General features: G+C 57.2%; 24 protein-coding genes and 2 pseudogenes. 11 read left to right on the forward strand and 15 right to left on the reverse strand.

Features of this window, described 5'->3' with window-relative positions; translation table 11 throughout:
* Positions 1–74: 74 nt before the first annotated feature.
* The 4 genes from yidD to EH31_RS15680 all read right to left on the reverse strand — a co-directional run bounded on the left by yidD (position 75) and on the right by EH31_RS15680 (position 2,172).
* On the reverse strand, positions 75–284 hold the full coding sequence (gene yidD / locus EH31_RS17435) for a membrane protein insertion efficiency factor YidD (protein ID WP_081853455.1): 210 nt from the start codon (positions 282–284) through the stop codon (positions 75–77).
* Positions 281–697 carry a ribonuclease P protein component gene (gene rnpA / locus EH31_RS15675; RefSeq protein WP_051699370.1) on the reverse strand — a complete coding sequence of 139 codons (417 nt, stop codon included), beginning with the start codon at positions 695–697 and terminating at the stop codon, positions 281–283. Before rnpA ends, yidD begins: the two co-directional genes overlap by 4 nt.
* Positions 698–840: 143 nt before the next feature.
* Positions 841–975: a 50S ribosomal protein L34 gene (gene rpmH, locus EH31_RS17440; RefSeq protein WP_081853456.1), complete on the reverse strand. Its 135-nt coding sequence runs from the start codon at positions 973–975 to the stop codon at positions 841–843.
* A gap of 144 nt (positions 976–1,119) precedes the next feature.
* Positions 1,120–2,172: an alpha/beta hydrolase gene (locus tag EH31_RS15680; RefSeq protein WP_152553604.1), complete on the reverse strand. Its 1,053-nt coding sequence runs from the start codon at positions 2,170–2,172 to the stop codon at positions 1,120–1,122.
* 163 nt (positions 2,173–2,335) lie between these two features.
* Between EH31_RS15680 and EH31_RS15685 the strand changes: the two are divergent.
* Together EH31_RS15685 and EH31_RS17065 are read left to right on the forward strand one after the other, a co-directional pair.
* Positions 2,336–3,250, forward strand: a pseudogene (locus tag EH31_RS15685) (YifB family Mg chelatase-like AAA ATPase); the annotation flags it as partial.
* 70 nt (positions 3,251–3,320) lie between these two features.
* Positions 3,321–3,752, forward strand: a complete 432-nt coding sequence (locus EH31_RS17065; protein ID WP_051699356.1) for a hypothetical protein — start codon at positions 3,321–3,323, stop codon at positions 3,750–3,752.
* Position 3,753: 1 nt separating this feature from the next.
* On the opposite strand, the gene EH31_RS15695 is transcribed toward EH31_RS17065, so the two are convergent.
* From EH31_RS15695 to EH31_RS15705, 3 genes are all read right to left on the reverse strand, one after another.
* Positions 3,754–3,999, reverse strand: a complete 246-nt coding sequence (locus tag EH31_RS15695) for a hypothetical protein (protein ID WP_034962132.1) — start codon at positions 3,997–3,999, stop codon at positions 3,754–3,756.
* The gene (locus EH31_RS15700) at positions 3,986–4,240 is read right to left on the reverse strand and encodes a hypothetical protein (protein ID WP_034962134.1); all 255 of its coding nucleotides are present in this window, start codon (positions 4,238–4,240) and stop codon (positions 3,986–3,988) included. The genes EH31_RS15695 and EH31_RS15700 overlap by 14 nt, the downstream gene beginning before the upstream one ends.
* A 133-nt stretch (positions 4,241–4,373) precedes the next feature.
* Entirely contained in the window at positions 4,374–5,333 is a 960-nt protein-coding gene (locus EH31_RS15705; RefSeq protein ID WP_034962135.1) for an IS1595 family transposase, read from the reverse strand.
* Between EH31_RS15705 and EH31_RS17825 the strand changes: the two genes are divergently transcribed.
* The 4 genes and pseudogenes from EH31_RS17825 to EH31_RS15730 all read left to right on the forward strand — a co-directional run bounded on the left by EH31_RS17825 (position 5,327) and on the right by EH31_RS15730 (position 8,023).
* Positions 5,327–5,743 (forward strand): DUF6471 domain-containing protein, encoded by a 417-nt coding sequence (locus EH31_RS17825; RefSeq protein ID WP_199797050.1) that lies wholly within the window; start codon positions 5,327–5,329, stop codon positions 5,741–5,743. The two genes, EH31_RS15705 and EH31_RS17825, sit on opposite strands and share 7 nt — an antisense overlap.
* Positions 5,744–5,778: 35 nt before the next feature.
* Positions 5,779–6,606, forward strand: coding sequence for a hypothetical protein (locus EH31_RS15720; protein ID WP_206742047.1), 828 nt, complete (start codon positions 5,779–5,781; stop codon positions 6,604–6,606).
* Between the two features lie 72 nt (positions 6,607–6,678).
* Positions 6,679–7,272, forward strand: a pseudogene (locus EH31_RS15725) (ATP-binding protein); the annotation flags it as partial.
* A gap of 34 nt (positions 7,273–7,306) precedes the next feature.
* The gene (locus tag EH31_RS15730) at positions 7,307–8,023 is read left to right on the forward strand and encodes a cyclic nucleotide-binding domain-containing protein (protein WP_034962142.1); all 717 of its coding nucleotides are present in this window, start codon (positions 7,307–7,309) and stop codon (positions 8,021–8,023) included.
* A gap of 16 nt (positions 8,024–8,039) precedes the next feature.
* Here the strand turns inward: EH31_RS15730 and recQ are convergent, their stop codons facing one another.
* Positions 8,040–9,842 carry a DNA helicase RecQ gene (gene recQ / locus EH31_RS15735; protein WP_051699371.1) on the reverse strand — a complete coding sequence of 601 codons (1,803 nt, stop codon included), beginning with the start codon at positions 9,840–9,842 and terminating at the stop codon, positions 8,040–8,042.
* Positions 9,843–10,008: 166 nt separating this feature from the next.
* Positions 10,009–10,560 carry a winged helix-turn-helix transcriptional regulator gene (locus EH31_RS15740; RefSeq protein ID WP_034962145.1) on the reverse strand — a complete coding sequence of 184 codons (552 nt, stop codon included), beginning with the start codon at positions 10,558–10,560 and terminating at the stop codon, positions 10,009–10,011.
* Positions 10,561–10,786: 226 nt separating this feature from the next.
* Between EH31_RS15740 and EH31_RS15745 the strand changes: the two genes are divergently transcribed.
* Positions 10,787–11,128, forward strand: a complete 342-nt coding sequence (locus EH31_RS15745) for a CC_3452 family protein (RefSeq protein ID WP_034962147.1) — start codon at positions 10,787–10,789, stop codon at positions 11,126–11,128.
* Positions 11,129–11,334: 206 nt separating this feature from the next.
* Here the strand turns inward: EH31_RS15745 and EH31_RS15750 are convergent, their stop codons facing one another.
* From EH31_RS15750 to galE, 3 genes are all read right to left on the reverse strand, one after another.
* Positions 11,335–11,937 (reverse strand): HAD family hydrolase, encoded by a 603-nt coding sequence (locus EH31_RS15750; RefSeq protein ID WP_034962149.1) that lies wholly within the window; start codon positions 11,935–11,937, stop codon positions 11,335–11,337.
* Positions 11,938–12,064: 127 nt separating this feature from the next.
* A complete protein-coding gene (gene ykgO / locus EH31_RS15755; protein WP_007165381.1) occupies positions 12,065–12,190 on the reverse strand; it encodes a type B 50S ribosomal protein L36 in 126 nt (41 codons plus the stop codon).
* Between the two features lie 119 nt (positions 12,191–12,309).
* Positions 12,310–13,353, reverse strand: a complete 1,044-nt coding sequence (galE, locus tag EH31_RS15760) for a UDP-glucose 4-epimerase GalE (protein ID WP_051699357.1) — start codon at positions 13,351–13,353, stop codon at positions 12,310–12,312.
* Between the two features lie 142 nt (positions 13,354–13,495).
* Here galE and EH31_RS15765 point away from each other — a divergent pair, with 142 nt between their 5' ends.
* From EH31_RS15765 to EH31_RS15775, 3 genes are all read left to right on the forward strand, one after another.
* Positions 13,496–14,062 (forward strand): hypothetical protein, encoded by a 567-nt coding sequence (locus tag EH31_RS15765; RefSeq protein ID WP_241765959.1) that lies wholly within the window; start codon positions 13,496–13,498, stop codon positions 14,060–14,062.
* Positions 14,059–15,192, forward strand: a complete 1,134-nt coding sequence (locus EH31_RS15770; RefSeq protein ID WP_034962151.1) for a M14 family metallopeptidase — start codon at positions 14,059–14,061, stop codon at positions 15,190–15,192. The genes EH31_RS15765 and EH31_RS15770 overlap by 4 nt, the downstream gene beginning before the upstream one ends.
* Before the next feature lie 103 nt (positions 15,193–15,295).
* A complete protein-coding gene (locus EH31_RS15775; RefSeq protein WP_034962152.1) occupies positions 15,296–16,009 on the forward strand; it encodes a DUF4197 domain-containing protein in 714 nt (237 codons plus the stop codon).
* Positions 16,010–16,073: 64 nt separating this feature from the next.
* On the opposite strand, the gene EH31_RS15780 is transcribed toward EH31_RS15775, so the two are convergent.
* The 3 genes from EH31_RS15780 to EH31_RS15790 are packed head-to-tail and all read right to left on the reverse strand — an operon-like array spanning position 16,074 to position 17,753.
* Complete coding sequence (locus tag EH31_RS15780; RefSeq protein WP_034962280.1) at positions 16,074–16,496, reverse strand: cytidine deaminase; 423 nt, start codon at positions 16,494–16,496, stop codon at positions 16,074–16,076.
* An 8-nt stretch (positions 16,497–16,504) separates the two neighbouring features.
* On the reverse strand, positions 16,505–17,218 hold the full coding sequence (locus EH31_RS15785) for a glycoside hydrolase family 25 protein (RefSeq protein WP_034962154.1): 714 nt from the start codon (positions 17,216–17,218) through the stop codon (positions 16,505–16,507).
* A 4-nt stretch (positions 17,219–17,222) separates the two neighbouring features.
* On the reverse strand, positions 17,223–17,753 hold the full coding sequence (locus tag EH31_RS15790) for a UPF0262 family protein (RefSeq protein ID WP_199797051.1): 531 nt from the start codon (positions 17,751–17,753) through the stop codon (positions 17,223–17,225).
* Between the two features lie 138 nt (positions 17,754–17,891).
* Here EH31_RS15790 and EH31_RS15795 point away from each other — a divergent pair, with 138 nt between their 5' ends.
* The gene (locus tag EH31_RS15795) at positions 17,892–19,409 is read left to right on the forward strand and encodes a replicative DNA helicase (protein ID WP_034962284.1); all 1,518 of its coding nucleotides are present in this window, start codon (positions 17,892–17,894) and stop codon (positions 19,407–19,409) included.
* Positions 19,410–19,454 lie beyond the last annotated feature (45 nt).

The raw sequence follows: 19,454 nt of genomic DNA on the forward strand, positions 1-19,454 counted from the left end.
CGCTATTCGAAGTGTGTTATATGGGTAAGACGCTGACGATTCCAATATCCATCACGGTACCGGTCCCAATGCCATTATGGCACCGGGTCATGGCCATGCCCTCCCCAAGGATGGCAGCGCCCTATACGCTTTAGCCCCAACCATCCACCCTTAAGGGCACCATGCTTTTGGACTGCCTCAATCATGTACTGGCTGCAAGAGGGGGAATAACGGCAGGTCGGCGGTAAAATGACCGATGGACCATATTGCCATGCCTTGGCGATGAAGATGAGGACGTGCTTCATTTGGGCTTCACATCCCGCCTTCCTCGCCGCGGTCGTCGCCCTCTGGCGCTGTCGCCTTTGCCCGCTTTTGCGCGTTCCAGCGCCGCCCCAAGCTCTTCGCCCATTTCGGCAAAACCGCGTTCCACCCCGCCTGATCGACCGATCAATACATGATCGTGATCAGCCAATCCATGGGTCGGCAGCGCATCTCGAAGAAGCTCGCGAAAACGCCGCTTCATCCGGTTGCGCACCACCGCATTGCCGATTTTCTTGGTAACAGTGATCCCGTACCGCATCCCCTCGCCCCCGTTGGGACGGGTCAGCAGGACAAACCCCACTTTCGCATTGCGAAGGCCCTTATTGGCGGCCAGAAAATCTGAGCGCCTTCTCAACACCTTGGGGGTCAGAGCCTTAGGCGCTGTGAGGGTGAGCATGGCAGGGGTAAGCATAATCACAACAATAACGCATACGGGCCCCCATTGGGAGCCCGCAAGTTCACATCACATCGGGCCAAACGGCCAATGGCCATTTGCCCAATTGTTATGTGCAACGCGCCGGAAAGGCACGCGCTTATACTTTATGCAGAAAGCTTGTTACGGCCGCGCTTACGGCGGGCACGCAGCACTTTACGACCACCAGGGGTCGCTTTGCGTGCGAAGAAGCCATGCCGACGGGCACGCACAAGATTGCTAGGCTGGAAAGTCCGCTTCATTGTATCCTCGAAAAATCTCTTGGCTCTAATATGTGCCTGGCTGCCGCCGCGTGGCTCAAAACAGAGCGATGCGACTGCAACCGGGTTGGGCCGCGTGCAAAACAAGCGGACCACGTCAAGGGCGCGCCACTATGGAAAAGCGTATTATGAGTCAAGCAAAGACGTATCTGTAAATGCAATCTTCACACCGGTGACGTCGCTGTAATCAATCACAGGCTGCGCGTTAACGAATGTCAATTGACCAAAATCCATGGCGGCAATCTGCGCATCTGTGGCGGAAAGGTTATCGCGCACCCGCTCACAAAAATCGCAGACGGCCTCACCCTCATCCGCTTCAAGAACGCGCGCTGCGTAGCGTTGCGGCGATTGCAGCTCGGGCTTGATCCAGCCGCGCATCTCATCAGCCTTAAGCCAGCGCGCGCTTGCATGGGGCACCGAATTGGTCATCGCGTAAAATTCACGCGCCTGGCGGCTGCTCATACCCATTTCGACATAGTAATCGAGATAAAGCCGGTGCGCGGGGTGATCGGCGGCAAAATCATCCGCCTCGCGCCCGTGATTGTCGAGCCATGAGTGAACGGCGAATGTCGCGCCTTCGTCGATGGAGCGGGTGTGCCCGGCCAGGAACAGTTCAACCGCGCCCGAACGCACAGAGCCACCGCGCGGCACATGGGTGGAAATTCCCGCCTCGCGGATTTTGCGTCCCACAGCGAGATTGGCGATATCATTGCTGGTGCCCGGCGCCTCGACCATTTCGAGCGTCTTGATACCGGGAAAATCGCGCAGCATGGCGTCGAAATGTTGCGGGCTGAGGCCATTGGTGGACCCAACCATGCGCGCGACATCGGGGCTGGTCACAAGAAAAGGTCCGTATTGCGCAAGCGCCATTTCCGGGCGCTTTGCAGGAACAGGTTGCGCATAGCGCGCGGCGCTGCGTGTCTGAGAGACCGCCCTGCCATTCACAATCGTGGTCACAACCGTCGGCAATGCATCGGCTTGGTCGCCCGCTGCATCATCGGCGACCTTGACCCAGCGACCTTGCACCGGATCCCATTCTTCGATCCAGCTTTGCGTTTCGACGGTGCGCGCACCGGTGTGGCTCACATCAAAGGTCTGCGCCATAAGAGCGCCGGAGCCCAAAGTGCCAAGGCCCAAGGCCATTTGGGCAGCGATTAGTGTTGCGGCAATTCTTTTCATGCCGGCAATTTTATGCCGCACCCCGTTCACGAACTGCCAAGGTTTATACTTACAAAGTCCTTGAGTAGTCGCACCAAGCGCCTCGACAATAACGCATTTACTCTTACAAGTGGCGGCTCGGAAAGACGTGCCGGGTGCAAAAACACGTAAGGGGGGCTGCGGCATGGTCGCACTCATTCGTACAGTCGCGTATCTGGGGCTTGAGGCGCGAGGGGTCGAAGTTCAATGTCAGGTTGCACCGGGGCTACCGCGTTTTTCTATCGTGGGGCTTCCCGATAAAGCGGTAAGCGAAAGCCGCGAGAGGGTGCAGGCAGCGCTCTCTGCCATGGGCCTTGCGATGCCGCCAAAGCGGATCACCGTTAACTTATCACCCGCTGACCTTCCCAAAGATGGCTCGCATTACGACTTGCCGATCGCGCTTGCGCTGCTTGCCGCGATGGGTGTGACCGATGCCGAACAGTTGAACGATTGGATCGCGGTGGGGGAGTTATCGCTCGACGGGCGCATAGTGGCATCGCCCGGCGTTTTGATCGCAGCGCTGTATGCAAGCGGGGAGGAGACGGGGCTGATCTGTCCTGCAACCCAAGGGTCCGAGGCGCGTTGGGCAAGCGGTGTGCCGGTTCTGGCCCCGCGCGATTTGGGGAGCCTGCTGGACCATCTTAAAGGGGACGCTGTTCTCGACGAACCACCTCGGGGAGAGGTGGATGATCCCGTTGCCTCCACCGATCTCAAGCAGGTGAAGGGGCAGGAAACGGCCAAGCGTGCTTTGGAAATCGCGGCGGCTGGTGGGCATAATCTCCTGATGTCTGGGCCGCCGGGATCGGGCAAAAGCATGCTTGCGTCCTGTCTTCCCGGCATTTTGCCAGAACTCACACCGAGCGAGGCGTTGGAAGTGTCCATGGTGCAATCGGTCGCTGGCACTTTGGAAGCAGGCCGGATCAGCCGCGCAAGACCATTTCGCGCGCCGCATCATTCGGCCAGCATGGCGGCATTGACCGGCGGCGGGCTAAAGGTGCGCCCCGGCGAAATCAGCCTCGCGCACCTTGGCGTCCTTTTCCTCGACGAACTTCCTGAATTTCACGGCATTAGGTAGCAAGCGCACCAATAGCATTATGGTTGTCACCGCACAAGATTGCTAATGCCACCATATGGCAGACACACATGTAGTAAGCGCGCTCAAAAACAAGCGCGGAGAGTTAGCGGGCACAATTGACGCGCTGCAAGATCAGTTGCGCCAAGCCTTTATCGACATGGACCACATAGACGCATCGCTGCGTATGTTCGTGCCGGACATAGAGCTAGAGGAGATAAAGCCTAAGCCGCTTCCACCAAGGCACAGAGCCTTCAAAGGGCAGGTGACACGCGCAATCCTCGCTATGCTGCGTAAGGAAGGCCCTATGGACGCTAGAGCCATTACATTGCGGCTTATGGCCGAACGGGAACTGAACCTAAACGATGCGGGGCTTCAAAAGGCCATGCACAAGCGGATTGGGGCGGCGTTGCGGAATTTGCGGGAGCGGACGCTGGTGGTGTCTGAGGCGGGTAAAAGCGGGCTGCTTAGGTGGAGTGTGGTTGTATAGGCTAATGAATGTTGCCGTTGTCGGGTGCAGCCACCATCATTGAGCCCTTCATTTGCACGGCATCATTCCAGTCATCAACTAAGAGGAATTTTTTGCCGCCCTTGTCTACAATTTGCTGATCTGCCCCGTAAGGGCGCGAGTATACGATAAATTCGTTGCCCTCGCGCACCTTGTACCAACCGAAGATTTCAAGTTGGTCGTCCGTTAAATGGTCGATGCAAACATAAAATCTTTCACGCCGCTTCAAGTGATGCCTCAATACGACGTTGAGGCACAAAACTCAAAACTGACTTTGTTGGCGATTTAGGCAAGGCAAAGTGCTCACCTTCATCGCCAGCAAAAAAAGCAAACGCCCTTTTCGCCTTCTCAATTACGGATTCTTCCGATTCTCCGTAAAAAAAGAACGCGGGCGTAGCAACGGAAGCTGCGACATACGCGCCATCTTCAGTTTGGCCCACAAAAAAACCGGGCTTTAGGTTGTTGCTCATGATAGGCTCCACATTCAAGAAACGACATCTAACCGTCTAATCGCACAAAGCTGATTAACGACAGGTTGAGGTGTCTTGCGAAACTAAATGGCACGCCACTTACCAATCGGCAAGATTTTTTGTCAATCAGAGCTTACGCCGCCCGCTGCCAATAGCCTGTCCAGTTGCGGCTCTGACGCGAACTCATAGCGCCAAACACAAGCTTCATAGCCTGCCCGCCATTATCGACACGGCGGTTGTCCTCGCGCCACGCAGCTTCGCCAGCGTAGGACTTGAGATAAGGCCCTGCGATATGGTGGTGCGTCCCAACTTCCATCCGGCGAAGGCGCGAGAAATAGCTTTCCGCTTGGTTAGTGCAGGCACCGTCCTCTGAATAAGCAAGCGAGTGATTGATGCGCCAAGTCTGCCAACCAGCGTGCAGATCATCCCAGCTTGAAGCTTCATCGGCGTGGATGGTGGAAAGTGTCGAAACGTGGTCGCGAACCATAGGCACCGCATCGCCTTCACGGCGCACCACAAACGGAAGGGTGCGACCGCCCCGCTCACGCATTACGACAACGCACTGGCGCTTGCCTGTTTGGTGCTGAGCCAAGCGGCGGTCCTTGCGGTCTTCCTTGCGGTTCTCAGGGCGGATATGGCCACCAAAATAAGCGCCATCCATTTCGACTACGCCATCGAGCTTGACGCCCTCTAGTTCGCGCTCCATCGCTTCGCGCAGCTTATGGAAGAGGACAAAGGCGGTCTTGTATTGAACATCCAGATCGCGGCTTGCTTGCAGCGCTGACATACCTTTAGCGCCGTTCACAAAGAGAACGATTGCAGCAAGCAGATCGGTGAATGAAAGTTTGCGCGAGGCAAAGATAGTGCCGCTGGTGACGCTGAACTGGTGGTGACAGCCCACGCACTTGAACTTGCGACGAGTGCTGATGTGATAGGCTTCTGCACAGCCGCAACGCGGGCAAATAGGCTCACCGTCATTGTCATGCCAGCGCATATCGCAGAAGACACCGTATGCAGCATCCTCACCCATGCGAAAGACTTTCGCCAGTGAGAGGGTGCGAGCTTTAGCTGAGAGAAGAAAGTGCTGTGCCATTTGTCATCGTTTCCAGTGCTTATGCACCTTATATGATGATACTATGCACTATTGTCAACGATAAACGTATCGCGTATGATGATATTCATGACGCAAGACATTCAAATGATGATCGGCAAGGTGGTGGGCTTAGTTGTCCTTCCCGTCCTGGTGTTTGGCTCTCTGCTTTGGTTGGTGCTGTCATGAGCGCCGTTGCAGAGAAAGAGTGGGAGGACCGCGTTAAGGGCCTGCTGAAAGCCGAATTGAAGCGCAAGGGCGTGACCTATGCGGAGCTTGTTGGAAAGCTTGCAGACATAGGGGTTATGGACTCTGAGCCCAATGTAAGGAACAAGATCAGCCGGGGTAAATTTACAGCGGTGTTTTTGGTCCAATGCATGACAGCAATAGGGGTTACAGACTTGCGATTATAGCCGCATTAGTCGCACTAACTATTACATCTCTTGGAGTGGGTGCCTTTTTCGGCGCTCTAAGTGCTCCCCATTATGGCTATCAACCCGCAAGCGCCGCCAATGAAAGAGCCGAAGGCGAACAAGGCCATCAATCCCAAATTGACCGCGACAGAGCTGGATTGCCCTATTTTGCAGAGCGCATAACTTCCGGCCCCGATCCCGATGATGGAAGTGAGCGCGAAAAGCGCGATCTCGCTGCCCAAGAGTCCATGTCGGTCTGGGCGTTTTGGCTTTTGATAGCATCCATAGCGGGCACTGCGGCTACGATTATCGGGACCGCCCTGCTCGTATGGACGCTGCATGAGACAAGGCAAACCTCCCGAAGGCAGCTTAGAGCTTACTTGTCTTTTGGGCAGCTCGACATTTCTGTAAATCCATCCTCTGGGGCTAAAGGGGGACTGAAGCTTACTGTAGAAACCACTGTCATAAATGGAGGCTCCACCCCTGCCTATGATTGTTTGCATATGGGCAACATTGTCGCCTTCACAGAGCAAGAGGCAAGGCGATATTTTTCCAAAACTGAGATAATCCCTCGCATTGGCGTTGAAGCTCCATACACTGTGCATAATGGGAGAGACGCCCCGGCGATCTTCTACGCGAATGAAGACCTTAGAGATAATGAAGTCAAAGACATAGAAAGCGGGGCCAAGCACCTCTATGCTTTTGGCTCGGTTGTTTATCGAGACACTTTCGACAATGAGAGGCGAACCAGATTCTGCTTCTTTCTTGCAAGCCCGTTGCTCCCCAAGAACCCAGACCCAAGCGGGCGAACAATTACACGAATGTTGTGGGGGTTGGCTCCATTTCACAATGACGCCAGCTAACACCCCACAAACGATGACAGCCGCCACTAGCAGCGCAGACAAACGCCTACGCATTGGTGCGTTTCCTACATAATGCCGGAATTTCAGCGCCCGGTTCTTGAGTCGCTGCGCCAGCCGCTGGAGACGGGCCGGGTCGATGTGGCGCGGGCCAATGCGCATGTGACCTTCCCCGCGCGCGTGCAGCTGATTGCGGCGATGAACCCGTGCAGGTGTGGCTATGCAGGCGATCCGATGCAGAACTGCAATCGCTACCCGCGGTGTATGGGCGATTATCAGGCGCGGTTGTCAGGCCCCCTGCTCGACCGGATTGACCTGCATGTTGATGTCGCAGCGGTCAGCGCGGTGGACCTCACCCTCCCCCCGCCCGCCGAAGGAAGCGCCGAAGTCGCCGCCCGTGTTGCCGCCGCCAGAACCCGGGCGGGCACTCGCGGGGTGCGTTCAAACGCAGAACTCGAAGGGGACGCATTGGAAACCCATGCAAGCCCCGATGAAGAAGGCCGTGCATTATTGATGAGAGCGGCGGAAAAACTGCGCCTGTCCGCACGCAGCTACACCCGCGTCCTGCGCGTTGCGCGCACGATTGCGGACCTGTCCGGCGCAGATACAGTGGGCCGTCCGCATATCGCAGAAGCCTTATCCTACCGCCAAAAGATGCGAGCCCCTTGATAAGACTGAAATTTCGCGCCTACACGCATATGCTATGAGCGCTTTTGATCCCGAATGGCTGATTTACCCAGGAGCAGCCATGCTTCTGATTGGCTATGCCATCCGTGATGAGCTTCGCCTGCGCTTGCTTATCGTGATCTCGACCCTGATTTATATCGCCTATTACTTCGCCATCCCCGCAGGACCTTTGTGGGAAGCGATCATCACAAGCGCATTGATGCTTGGCGTCAATTTCTGGGTTCTGGGACAGATCATCCTTGAACGCACAACCCTGCGCATGACCGATGACGAAAAACGCCTGTTCGAGGCTTTCGATACGCTCACCCCCGGACAGTTTCGGCGCATTGCAGCGATCGCCAACTGGCAACAGGCGGTTGATCCTTCGGGCACATTGTTGACGCAGGAAGACGAGCCTTCCGATGCGCTGTTCTATGTTTATGAAGGGGTCATCTCAGTCGAAAAACGCGAGCGCCAATTCCGCCTGCCCCAAGGCAATTTTGTGGGCGAGGTGGCGTTTGTCCTCAACCGGCGCACCACCGCAACCACGGTTGCGCCGCTCGGTGTGCGATACGTGGAGTGGGACTGTGAGGAGTTGCGGCGTTTGGGGCGAAAATACGAAGCCTTGCGCATTTCTTTGAACGCACTGCTCACCCGCGATCTGGCAAAGAAACTCAGCAGCAGCTATCAACCCGACGACGCAATGCCTGCGACCGCGGCGAGCATCGAATTGTTGGAAGAAGTGCAGGCTTAGCCAGAGCTATTGGGCGTTATCGAGCGCCAAATTCGCGCAAGACGGTCAGGAATTCATGGCCCCACGTGTCGAGCTTCTTCTCGCCCACACCCTGTAGCTCACCGATTTCGCGCAAGGTTTGCGGGACGAAGGCGGCCATGGCGCGAAGGACGCTGTCATGAAAGATGATGTAGGCGGGTACGCCGTGCTCTTTGGCAAGCTCGCTGCGACGCGCGCGCAGGGCATCAAACAAGGGATCGCCCACCGGATTGGGAATAGCGCCGCTGCTTTTCTCACCGCGTCCGCCCTTGGCTTTGGGAGGTTCTGCAATCATCACGGCCCGCTCGCCTTTCAGGACATCGCGCGCCTCTGGCCCAAGCGCGAGCCCACCATGCTCCGTCGTCGCCAGCATTTCGTGGGCGGTGAGAAACCGCATGACCGGCTTTAGCAAAGGAGCCTCCGACGTGCCCACAATCCCGAATACGGAAAGCTTGTCATGACGCCGCTCGATCACGCGCGGGTCATCACGGCCAAGCAAAACCCGCTCAATATGGCCCATGCCAAAGCTTTGCCCGGTTCGGTAAACGGCAGACAGGAGCTTTTGCGCAAGCTCGGTTACATCGCGAACCTTGGGCGGGTTCAAACACCGATCACAATTGCCGCAAGGTTCGGGCAAGTCATCGCCAAAGTGTTTGAGCAGCAATTTGCGGCGACACCCGGCGCTCTCGACCAGTCCAGCAAGCGCATTCAGCCGCGCGCGCTCGCTCGGCATACGCGCTTCATCGACATCGCTAAGCCATTGGCGCGCCTTGGCAAAATCGCTTGGCGCCCAGAACATATGCGCTGCTGCCGGGTCGCCATCACGTCCGGCGCGCCCTGTTTCCTGATAATAGGCCTCAATCGACTTGGGCAGCCCGGCATGGATGACAAAGCGCACATCGGGTTTGTCGATCCCCATGCCAAAGGCGATTGTTGCGACCATCACCATGTCTTCAGAAGCCACAAATTCCGCCTGCGTTGCGGCGCGTTGTTCCGGCGGCAACCCTGCATGATAGGCACGAACTTGCCTTCCGGTTGAGGCCAGCTTGGCTGCCAAATCCTCTGTGCCCTTGCGGCTGTTGGCATAGACGATACCAGCGCCGGGCGTCCTCGTGATTACATCGGCGATCTGTTTTGCCTGATTGGCACGCGGGGCAATGGCGTATCGGATATTGGGCCGGTCAAACCCGGCTTTGATCAAACCCGCTGGCTCAATGCCCAATTGCTTGAGAATATCCTCGCGCGTTACCTCATCAGCCGTCGCCGTAAGAGCGAGCCGGGGCACATCCCCAAACCGGTCGAGCATGTCGCGAAGCCCGCGATAATCTGGCCGGAAATCGTGCCCCCACTCAGAAACACAGTGCGCCTCATCAATGGCAAACAGCCCAATCTGGGCTTGCGATAAAAGCGCCTGAAACCCCGAAGTGTTCGCCCGTTCTGGCGCAACGTAGAGGAGGTCCAGCTCGCCAGAGCGCAGGGCCTGAACCGTTTCTGCCTGATCCACGTCTACCGACGTCAAAGAGGCAGCGCGAATGCCGACCGCGCGCGCGGCGCGGATTTGATCGTGCATCAGAGCAATCAGCGGCGAGATCACAATCGCGGTTCCATCGCGGACGAGTGCGGGGATTTGATAGCAAAGCGATTTGCCCGCCCCCGTAGGCATGAGGGCAAGCGTGTGTTCCCCGCCCAAAATGCGCGCAATCACCCGTTCCTGCATCCCCCGAAAGCCGTCAAAGCCAAAGGTCCGGCGCAAGGTTGCATACGCGGCCTCAGGAAGAGACGCGTTTGCATTGCCGGGAATTGAGGAAGCAGAGGGCGGGGTCAAAGGGGGTGTCCGAAAGGAGCGGGTGAAAGAGCCCCCTCGCTAGATCACCCAAGGGTAAGCCGCCAGCCGCACCGGCTGCTAAGTCCGCAGATTTCTGATGTCGCCCAAGGCTTACGGCCACAAAGTGGCAAGTTTGCGTGTTTTAGCGAAGGGCTCTTTTGACCAAGGACAGATCAACAACGTCGCCTTCGCCGATTTCGCCCGCAGGTGTTGCGATTGTTCCGTCGGCGCGCTTTCCAATATCTGCGCGGCGAATCATATTGAGGCCAAGGTGATCGAGCACCCGGCCGTCATGCGACAACATCGAAACAGGGCCAATCGGCAGTCGATCTTGCTCATCGACCAAGACCGGATCTTCGAGAACCGGCTCGTGCGCATATTTCTGGCCCCACTGGCGCAGAGCAATCATCGCAGGCAGCAGATCAAAGCCTTTTTCGGTCAGGCGATATTCGATCTTGCGGCGGTCATCCGCGCACGGTTCGCGCTTTAGAATGCCATGCTCAACCAGTTTTGCGAGGCGATTTGAGAGAATATTGCGGGCAATTCCAAGCTCGCTCAGAAATTCTTCAAAATGGTGCAGGCCGTTAAAGCTCGCCCTAAGAATCATAAACGCCCAGCGTTCGCCCATCACTTCTAACGCTTGCGGCAGGCCGCATTCGATCAATTCGCGAAGTGGTTCTCTAATCTCGCCCATATTCAGTCCTTATGCTGCAACCTTTCTAACCGAGCTTGGCAAAATCGCCAAATCGGCTGCGGAAAATGCCTTCTGAAAAAGCCCTCCAAGGGGGAGCGAAAGAAATTTCAGTTTTTAGTTGCAACCTAAAATCTAATCACATAAGTAGTGATTCGCAACTGGTTTCAAATAGAAACTGTGCATCGCAACATGATGACCAATTAGGCACCATCAAAAGGAATACAAGATGACCCTCTCCCTCCCCCGCGCTGAACGCATCGCAGTTCTTGCTTCTGCTCTCGTTTACACCGCCCTTACCTTTGGCGCTGTTACTTCACCTGCCCCGGCTTTGGCTGACAATGGCCCGTACTACACCGCACAGCTGGCGCAGCCTGCTGAAGACAGCCGCGTGGTTGCAGGCGGCGTTGCCTGGGCATGTCAGGGCACGACCTGCGTTGCGAACAAAGGTCCGTCGCGTGCATCGCGCATCTGTCGCGGTCTCAACCGCGAGATCGGCGAAATCGCCAGCTTCACCGCAAATGGCGAAGAGATGACCGAAGAAAAGCTCGACCGCTGCAACGGTAAGTAAAGCGGCAAGCCTCTCTTTTCCAAGGGTCACACCCGATCCCCCAGAACGTGGATTCACTCCATCTCGTGTCCCCAGGTGTGACCCCACTGGCGCAACGCCAACTTGGAAAGGGCCCGTATCTCCACACGGGCCAAACTAGGCTCAGGACCTAAAGTCCCCGGCAGCGCGCATCCCCAACCGCGCGCCGGGGCTTTTTTGTGGGCGCGTTAAAGGAAGCCTGAGTTTTTCAGCTGCTTTTTAAGGGAGCCCGCATCGGTAAACAGATGCGCATCCCAGCCGCGCGTCCTTGCCGCTTCGATATTGGCGGGATTATCATCGGTGAAGAAAAGGTCGCCGCCTTCGCGCCCCGCTCGCTCTTCGACGATTTGGTAAATACGCGCGCTGGGCTTGGCGACTTTCTCTGTGCCGGAAACGATGATGTCCGCAAACAGGTCAAAGATCGGCTGTGTTGCGCGAAACTGAGTGAAAAGCTCATCCCCGTAATTGGTGAGGCAATAAAGCGGCGTGCCGCCCGCATGAAGATCGCGCACCAATTCATGGACGCCTTCGACCGGGATATCGCACGTCTCGCTAAAGCGTGCGGCATAGGCTGCGATTCGCAACGCATGGTCTGGAAATTGCGATATGCGTGCAGGCAACATTTCGGCAAGGCTCATGCCTTGATCGTGTTGAAAGTGCCATTCTTCGGTCACGACATGGGCAAGGAACCAATCCAGTTCCGCCTCATCGTGGATGATCTTTTCAAACAGATTGCGCATTTGCCAGTGGAACAAGACACGCCCCACATCGAACACCACCGCTTTGTTCATTTGAGAACCCTCTTGTCCAACTCTCGCGCACTAGAAACAGAGACGGCCCGCTCTCCAGACAAGGAGGCGGGCCGCGTGTTTCTCTTCGTCACAAGAACGCGCAAGGTCGCCCCCGCGCGTGAGGCCATTAGCCTTGGCGTGCTTTGAAACGACGGTTTGTTTTGTTGATCACATATGTGCGACCGCGGCGGCGAATAACGCGGCAATCGCGGTGACGATTTTTCAGCGACTTAAGGCTGTTGCGGATCTTCATGACATATTTCCAAATAATAAAGCGCGCTCGGCATTGATCCGGCGCGCGGCAATTTCGTCAGGCGCACATATGGGGGGGTATGAGATTCGTCAACCAGAAACCTGTCGCTTCGCCGCTATTTAAGGCCGCAATTGTGCCAATTTGCGCTCCCAGGCCAGCGCATGGGTGATGATCGTATCCAGATCATCGTGGCGAGGCTGCCATGGAAGGGTTGAGCGAATCAGCGCCGGGTCCGAAATGAGCTGCGCCGGGTCGCCCGCCCTGCGCCCTTCGAAGCGGCGCTTGATCGAGGTGCCCGCCATCCGGTCCACGGTATCCAGAACCTCGAGCACAGAAAACCCGCGCCCATATCCGCAATTCATGGTGAGCGAGCGGGTCGGCTCAGCCATTAACGCTTCGAGCGCGTGAACATGGGCAGACGCAAGATCGCTCACATGAATATAATCGCGAACGCCTGTGCCATCGGGCGTGTCAAAATCCGTCCCAAAAACGCCGACATGATCGCGCTTGCCAAGGGCAGCTTCCAAGGCGACCTTGATAAGGTGCGTTGCGCCTGCGGTTGATTGCCCGGTGCGCGCCTCAGGGTCGGCGCCTGCCACATTGAAATAGCGCAGCGCACAAAAGTTGAGTGTCTCCGCCGCCGCAATATCGCTCAGCATTTGCTCGGTCATGAGCTTGGACCAGCCATAGGGGTTGATCGGCAATTGCGGCGTATCTTCGCGCACCGCCTCTACCTCTGGAACGCCATACGTCGCTGCGGTCGATGAGAAGATGAAATGCGGCACGCCCGCCTTGACCGCGGCTTCCAGAAGAACGCGGCTTTTTGCAGTGTTGTTGTGATAATATTTGAGCGGGTTCTCCACGCTTTCCGGCACCACGATCGAGCCTGCAAAGTGCATGATCGCGCCCACACCCTGCTCTTCGAAAATTCGCGCCAAAAGCGCCGCATCCTCGATATCGCCTTCGTAAAAAGCGACGCCTTCCGGGATTGCAAAGCGGAAGCCCGTCGTCAGATTGTCGATCACCGCCACGGGCCAACCATCGTCTAGCAAGGCCAAAACCGCGTGGCTTCCGATATATCCCGCCCCGCCAGTGACGAGGACAGCCTGTTTTTCTGACGCGGCTTTCGCTAGAGTGGGGTTTGAAGTTGGGGTCGTGTTCATGCTGGCGCGATTAGCATCAAGACACTTTCAAGTCGTGAAAGAAAACGTGAGGGACGCAATGAAAGCCAAGATTTTACAGACCCGAAAGGCTCTACCAGCCCTTTTGCTGGGCCTATCGCTCCCCCTTACCCTAGGCGCTTGCGTGGGTACGGCCTACTCCGGCCCTGTCGAAGTCACCCGCTTCATCAGCGATAACCGCGCCAGTATCGGCCAAGGCCCCATCGCCATCACCTTCCCCGAAGAGATGAACAATCTGCGCGCCAAAGAAGCGTTCTATGATGCGGTGGCCGCCCAGCTTGTCGGGCTTGGTTATGCCATCGCTTTGGATGAGGCACCCGGCATGCAAACCGCGCGCGTCACCACCAAACGCAGCCCGCTTGCCCCTGCCTCCTCGCGCGGGCCGGTAAGCGTCGGCGTTGGCGGGCAGACCGGCGGTTTTGGCAGCGGGGTCGGCGTTGGCATCGGCATCGATCTTGGCGGCAATTCCAGCCGCCCCAACGCGCTTTCCGAACTTTCAGTGCGTATTTCTGACGCAAACGGCAACAGCTTGTGGGAAGGGCGCGCACAGCAGGCGATCTCGATCAATTCACCTTACGCCGAAGTGGAAGCGAGCGCGGCAGCCTTAGCAGCAGCCTTGTTCAAGGACTTCCCCGGTGGCAATGGCGAAACTGTATCCATTGATGTGGATGAACTTCAGGAACAAGAATGACCCAAATCGCCATTGATGCCGTTTTTGACAGCGGCAATATCGAAGTGCTTTCCATTGACGGCACAAACGCACGACTCGCTATCAAAAAAGACCATATGTCAGACTTCAAGCAGTGGTTTCACTTCCGGGTGAGCGGCTCTGAAGGCGAAGAGATTACCCTCAAGATCACCGGCCTCAATGAAAGCGCCTATCCCGGCGGTTGGCCAGGATATGATGCCTGCGTTTCGGAAGACCGCGAATATTGGGCGCGCACGCCAAGCCATTTTGACAAGGATGAAGAGGGCGGCACGCTCACGATTTCTTACACGCCTGCCTCTGGCGTCTCCTATTTCGCCTATTTCGCCCCCTATTCGATGGAGCGGCACCATGATCTCATCGCAGAAGCCGCCTCTTGCGAGGGGGTGGACCTGATCCGCCTCACCACCACGCTTGACGGGCAGCCATTGGATATGCTGCAAATGGGCGAAGGGGACAAACAGGTCTGGCTTTATGCCCGCCAGCATCCGGGCGAAACACAGGCCGAATGGTGGATGGAAGGGGCATTGGAATGCCTTACCGATCCGTCCGATCCCGTGGCGCGCAGCCTTTTGAAGCGGTGCCGTTTCCACATTGTGCCCAATTGCAATCCTGACGGTTCACGCAGAGGCCATTTGCGCACCAACGCGGTTGGCACGAACCTCAACCGCGAATGGGAAACGCCAACAGCTGAAAAATCGCCCGAAGTCCTCGCGATCCGCAACACAATGGACGAAACCGGCGTCGATTTTGCCATAGACGTCCACGGCGATGAGGCGATCCCGGCGGTGTTCCTTGCCGGTTTTGAAGGCATTCCTTCGTGGACCGAAGAGCTTGGCGAGCGATTCTATCGATACGAGCGTATTCTTGATCGGCGCACGCCTGATTTCCAGACCGAACTTGGCTATCCCAAGGCATGGGCAGGCAAAGCCAATCTCACCATCTCCACCAATCAGGTGGCGGAGCGGTTTGGCGCCTGCGCCATGACGCTGGAAATGCCGTATAAGGATCTGGCCGATTTTCCAGAGCCGGAACAAGGCTGGTCGCCCGAACGCTGCAAAATGCTGGGGCGTGATTGCTTGGCAGCGCTGCTGGAATGGCTTGAGACTGAGTAACGCATTTTGGGCTGACATGATTTTACATGCACGAAAGCGCCTGTTCAGCGCGTTTTTGTGATAAAACCTCTCAGAGCACGGGTTTCGTTCGGGAGGGAATATCATGTCAGTTTCAGCAAATCGCCGCAGTTTTATCCTTGGGGCAGGTACGCTTGGCGCTGCCACTCTGATCTCTTTGCCCCTCCATGCACCACTTCACGCACAAGGCCTCGGCGACCTGCTCGGGCGCGGCGGTGGCGGCGGGCTTGGCCTTTCTTCCCTCCTTGGAAAAGCCACCGATAGCGCGCTTGATAAGCTGGCTGTGCCCGGCGCGTTTTATGGCGACGAAGACGTGCGCATCGGCCTTCCCGGCCTTGGTGGCGGAGGTGGCGGTGGCATCTTTGGCTCTATCCTTGGCGGAGCGAGCCGTTTGGGCATTCTCGATGGCATCACCCGCGAGATCAACGATGCCGCAGGCGTCGCAGCGGGCGAGGCCAAACCCATTTTCCGCGATGCGATTGACGATCTTTCCTTTGGTGATGCACCCGGCATTATCCGCGAGAACGATGGCGGCACGCAGTATCTTCGCAGTTCAGCCAACGACCGGCTGCATTCGCGCCTTGAACCCCTGGTCGACAGCGCCTTGGACCGAGCCGGAGTGTACAAGACCTTTGACGGGCTTGCTGAAAAGCACTCCTTTATACGGCGCGTTGGCCTTAACCGTGAAAGCATCAACCGCTCTGTCACCGATCAGGGGCTGGATGGCATCTTCTCCTACATCGGTTCAGAAGAGCGTGCCTTCCGCAAGAACCCACTTGGAGGATTGCTGGGAAACTAGGGTCAGGACCCGCAAAGGCCGCTCAGGCCCAGTCACTCAGGCCCAGTCACTCAGGCCCAGTCGTTCAGGCCAGATGATCGGGCCCGAATGCATGGGGCAAAAGCTTTGAGAGCGTAACCTCGCGCACCTCGTCATTGCCAACGCAATAAATGACCGGATCGGTTCCCCCCAGCCCTGCAATCTCGTTGAGGGTCTGGCGACAGCGGCCACAAGGGGTAATCGGCGCGCCGTCGCCTTTGTCCTTGGGCCCCACAACCGCGACCGCTGTCAAACCGCCGCGCCGCCCTTCGCCAAAGGCCCGCGCCACGGCGACAGTTTCTGCGCACAGGGTCAGGCCATAGCTCGCGTTTTCGACATTGGTGCCAGTGATGATCGCGCCATCGTCAAAAAAAAGCGCTGCCCCGACCTGATAGTTGGAATAGGGCGCATAGGCCTCTTTGGCCGCCGCATGAGCCGCCTCGATCAGGCTTTCTTTGATATCGCTCATCCCAGTATTCATCGCTGTACCACCATCCATTCAATCGGCGCTTCGGACGCTTCGCTCACATATTGGCTGTTCGCGCTCCACAAAAGCCAGGGCCGTCCGGCATAATCAGGCCGCGCCCGGTCACGTTCCAGCCACAGGTCGCGCTCAATCATCCGGGCGATGTTGTGCCGCTGTTCAAAATCACGACCAAGTTTCAGGATTACCTTTTTGCCCGAATGCATCTCGATCTGGTTGATAAGTGTCATAAGCTCGCTCTCGACGGCTGCATCGCTTACAGGGGTCGCGCAATTATCGGCTAGCATTTCGAGTTCAACCGCCGGGTTCATCAGATCCGGATTGCGCGGCACCATTTGAACGAACAGCGCGCTCTGCGTGTCCGCTTTGTAACACGGGTTGAAGGGCAGCAGGACACCAACTTCGAGCCCAGCCTCGAATGCGCGGGCATAGCGGCTGGCAAAATCATCGTCTGGCGAACGTGGATCAGGCTGGAGGCGAAGATAGGCAAACTGCGCACCAATAGCTTTGAGCGTCACCAGATTTGTACGCTGAGGTTGAACCGGGATCACTGCGCCTTGTTCCGGGTACAGTTCACCATCAGGTCGCCACCCGCGCATATCCCACCAAAACCACGCAGCAAAGCTGATCGCGATCAGCACCAGAAGAGCTGCACCGCGAAAGGCCCAAATGCCAAGCCCTGCCTTTTTCTTGCGTCCGCGTGCCACTCACTCAACCCTTGATATGGAGCACACAGATCAGCGTGAACAAACGCCGCGCGGTGGCAAAATCGGTTTCGACCTTGCCCTCAAGCCGCTCGACCAGAAGTTCAGCCGCATTGTTGTGAAGCCCGCGCCGCGCCATATCAATCGTCTCAATCTCAGCAGGCGTCGCTTTGCGAATCGCTTGATAATAGCTGTCGCAAATGGCGAAATACTCGCGGATCGGACGGCGAAACCGCGCAAGCCCGATAAGCAGGCTCTCCAGCGCATTTTCGTCCTTATCCGCAATGTCCATCGCCAAGCGTCCATCGCGCACTGCAAGCTTTAAACGGTAGGGCCCTTTTGCCCCGCGTTCCGCGCTGCGGACGGGCTTGAAGGTGTTTTCCTCGATCAGATCGTAAATCGCCACCCGCCGTTCCTGTTCGACATCGGCATTGCGCCACAAAATCGTCTCTTCATCCAGAGAGATGTGGGCAATGCGATGTGTGCCGGGACCTTGGCCCGGCGGCATACTCGCTGAATCGGATGGCATATCGGACATAGCAATCCCGCCTTCGCAGATGCGAGGGGGCAACTTCAAGCATAACAATCGCCAATCCCCGCTATCCACAACCAAGGGAGACAATTTTGACGCATCCCGGCCTTGCCCTATCCCCGCCTCGCGCCCATTGATGCGGGCATGGCTGAACCCACCCCTCTTTCACTCGTTGACAATGATATCGCCGGCGCTCGCAAGCTGCCCTCTAACCTCGAGGCAGAGGCCGCTTTTCTGGGCGCGGTGTTGATCGACAACCGGGTGATCGAGGAATTGCAGACACCCATTCGGCCCGACCATTTTTTCGAGCCCCTGCATGAACGCATTTATGGGCGTATTCTGGCGCTGATTGAACGCAATGCGACCGCGTCCCCGGTGACTTTGCGCCCGCATTTTGAAGCGGATGAGGCGTTAAAAGAGCTGGGCGGGCCAAAATATCTGGCACAGCTTACCGCCAATGGCGCTGGCCTTCTGGCGCCGCGCGAACTGGCTCAGCAAATCTATGATCTTGCGCTGCTGCGCGAACTTGTCAGCGTTGGCCGGGGCCTCGTCGAAGGCGCGCTGGATACGTCGGAAGACACCAGCCCGGTTGACCGGATCGCCCAGGCAGAAGCCGACCTTTACCGCGTGGCAGAGGGCGCTGCGACCGGCAAAGAAGCCGAATCGTTCCGCGATGCCGCCTTGACCGCGATCAAAATGGTCGAAGCCGCCATGAATTCAGGCGGCGGTTTGTCGGGCAAGACCTCCGGGCTTGTAACGCTCGACCAGAAAACCGCTGGCCTGCATGATTCTGACCTTATCATCCTTGCCGGGCGTCCGGGCATGGGCAAAACCTCGCTTGCGACCAACATCGCCTTCAACTGCGCCGAAGAATACCTCAAATGGCAAAGCGAGGGCGGCGAACATTGTTACGGTGCGCCCACGGCCTTTTTCAGCCTGGAGATGAGCGCTGACCAGCTGGCGACGCGTATTCTGGCCGAACAATCAGAAGTGTCCTCCGAGGCGCTTCGTTCAGGTACGCTGACCCGCGATGACTTTCAAAAACTGAGCTTTGCGAGCCAGCGTTTGGCGGAACTCCCGCTGTTCATCGACGATACGCCCGGCCTTACCATTGGCGCGCTGCGGACACGGGCGCGCAGGCTTAAGCGGCGGCACAACATTGGCCTTATCGTCATCGATTATCTGCAACTTCTTCAAGGGTCTGGCCGCGCAAACGATAACCGTGTGAATGAAATCTCGGAGATCAGCCGGGGCCTCAAAACGCTCGCAAAGGAACTCAGCGTACCCGTGATTGCGCTCTCACAGCTTAGCCGTGCGGTGGAGCAACGCGAGGACAAACGGCCAATGCTCTCTGACCTCAGGGAATCGGGCTCGATCGAGCAGGACGCCGATATGGTCTGGTTCATTTACCGCGAAGACTATTACCTCGAAGCGGTCCGTCCAGATATGCCCAATCCCGACGGATCAAGCTCACCTGATGTGCAAGACAAATACAGCCAGTGGGAGGCCAATTACCTCGAGAAAAAGAACAAGGCGACCCTGATCGTATCAAAGCAGCGTCACGGTTCGACCGGCAATGTCGCGCTCCATTTCCAAAGCGAGATCACCAAATTTACCTCGCCCAATACGCGGGATTATTCGAGCTGGGGGATGGAGGAATAGAGCCGCCTCCCCGGCGCAATTTCCTTGACTCTGAGCCCGCCAAAC

Origin of the sequence: Erythrobacter longus (assembly GCF_000715015.1) — a bacterium.
Taxonomy (GTDB): Bacteria; Pseudomonadota; Alphaproteobacteria; order Sphingomonadales; family Sphingomonadaceae; genus Erythrobacter; species Erythrobacter longus.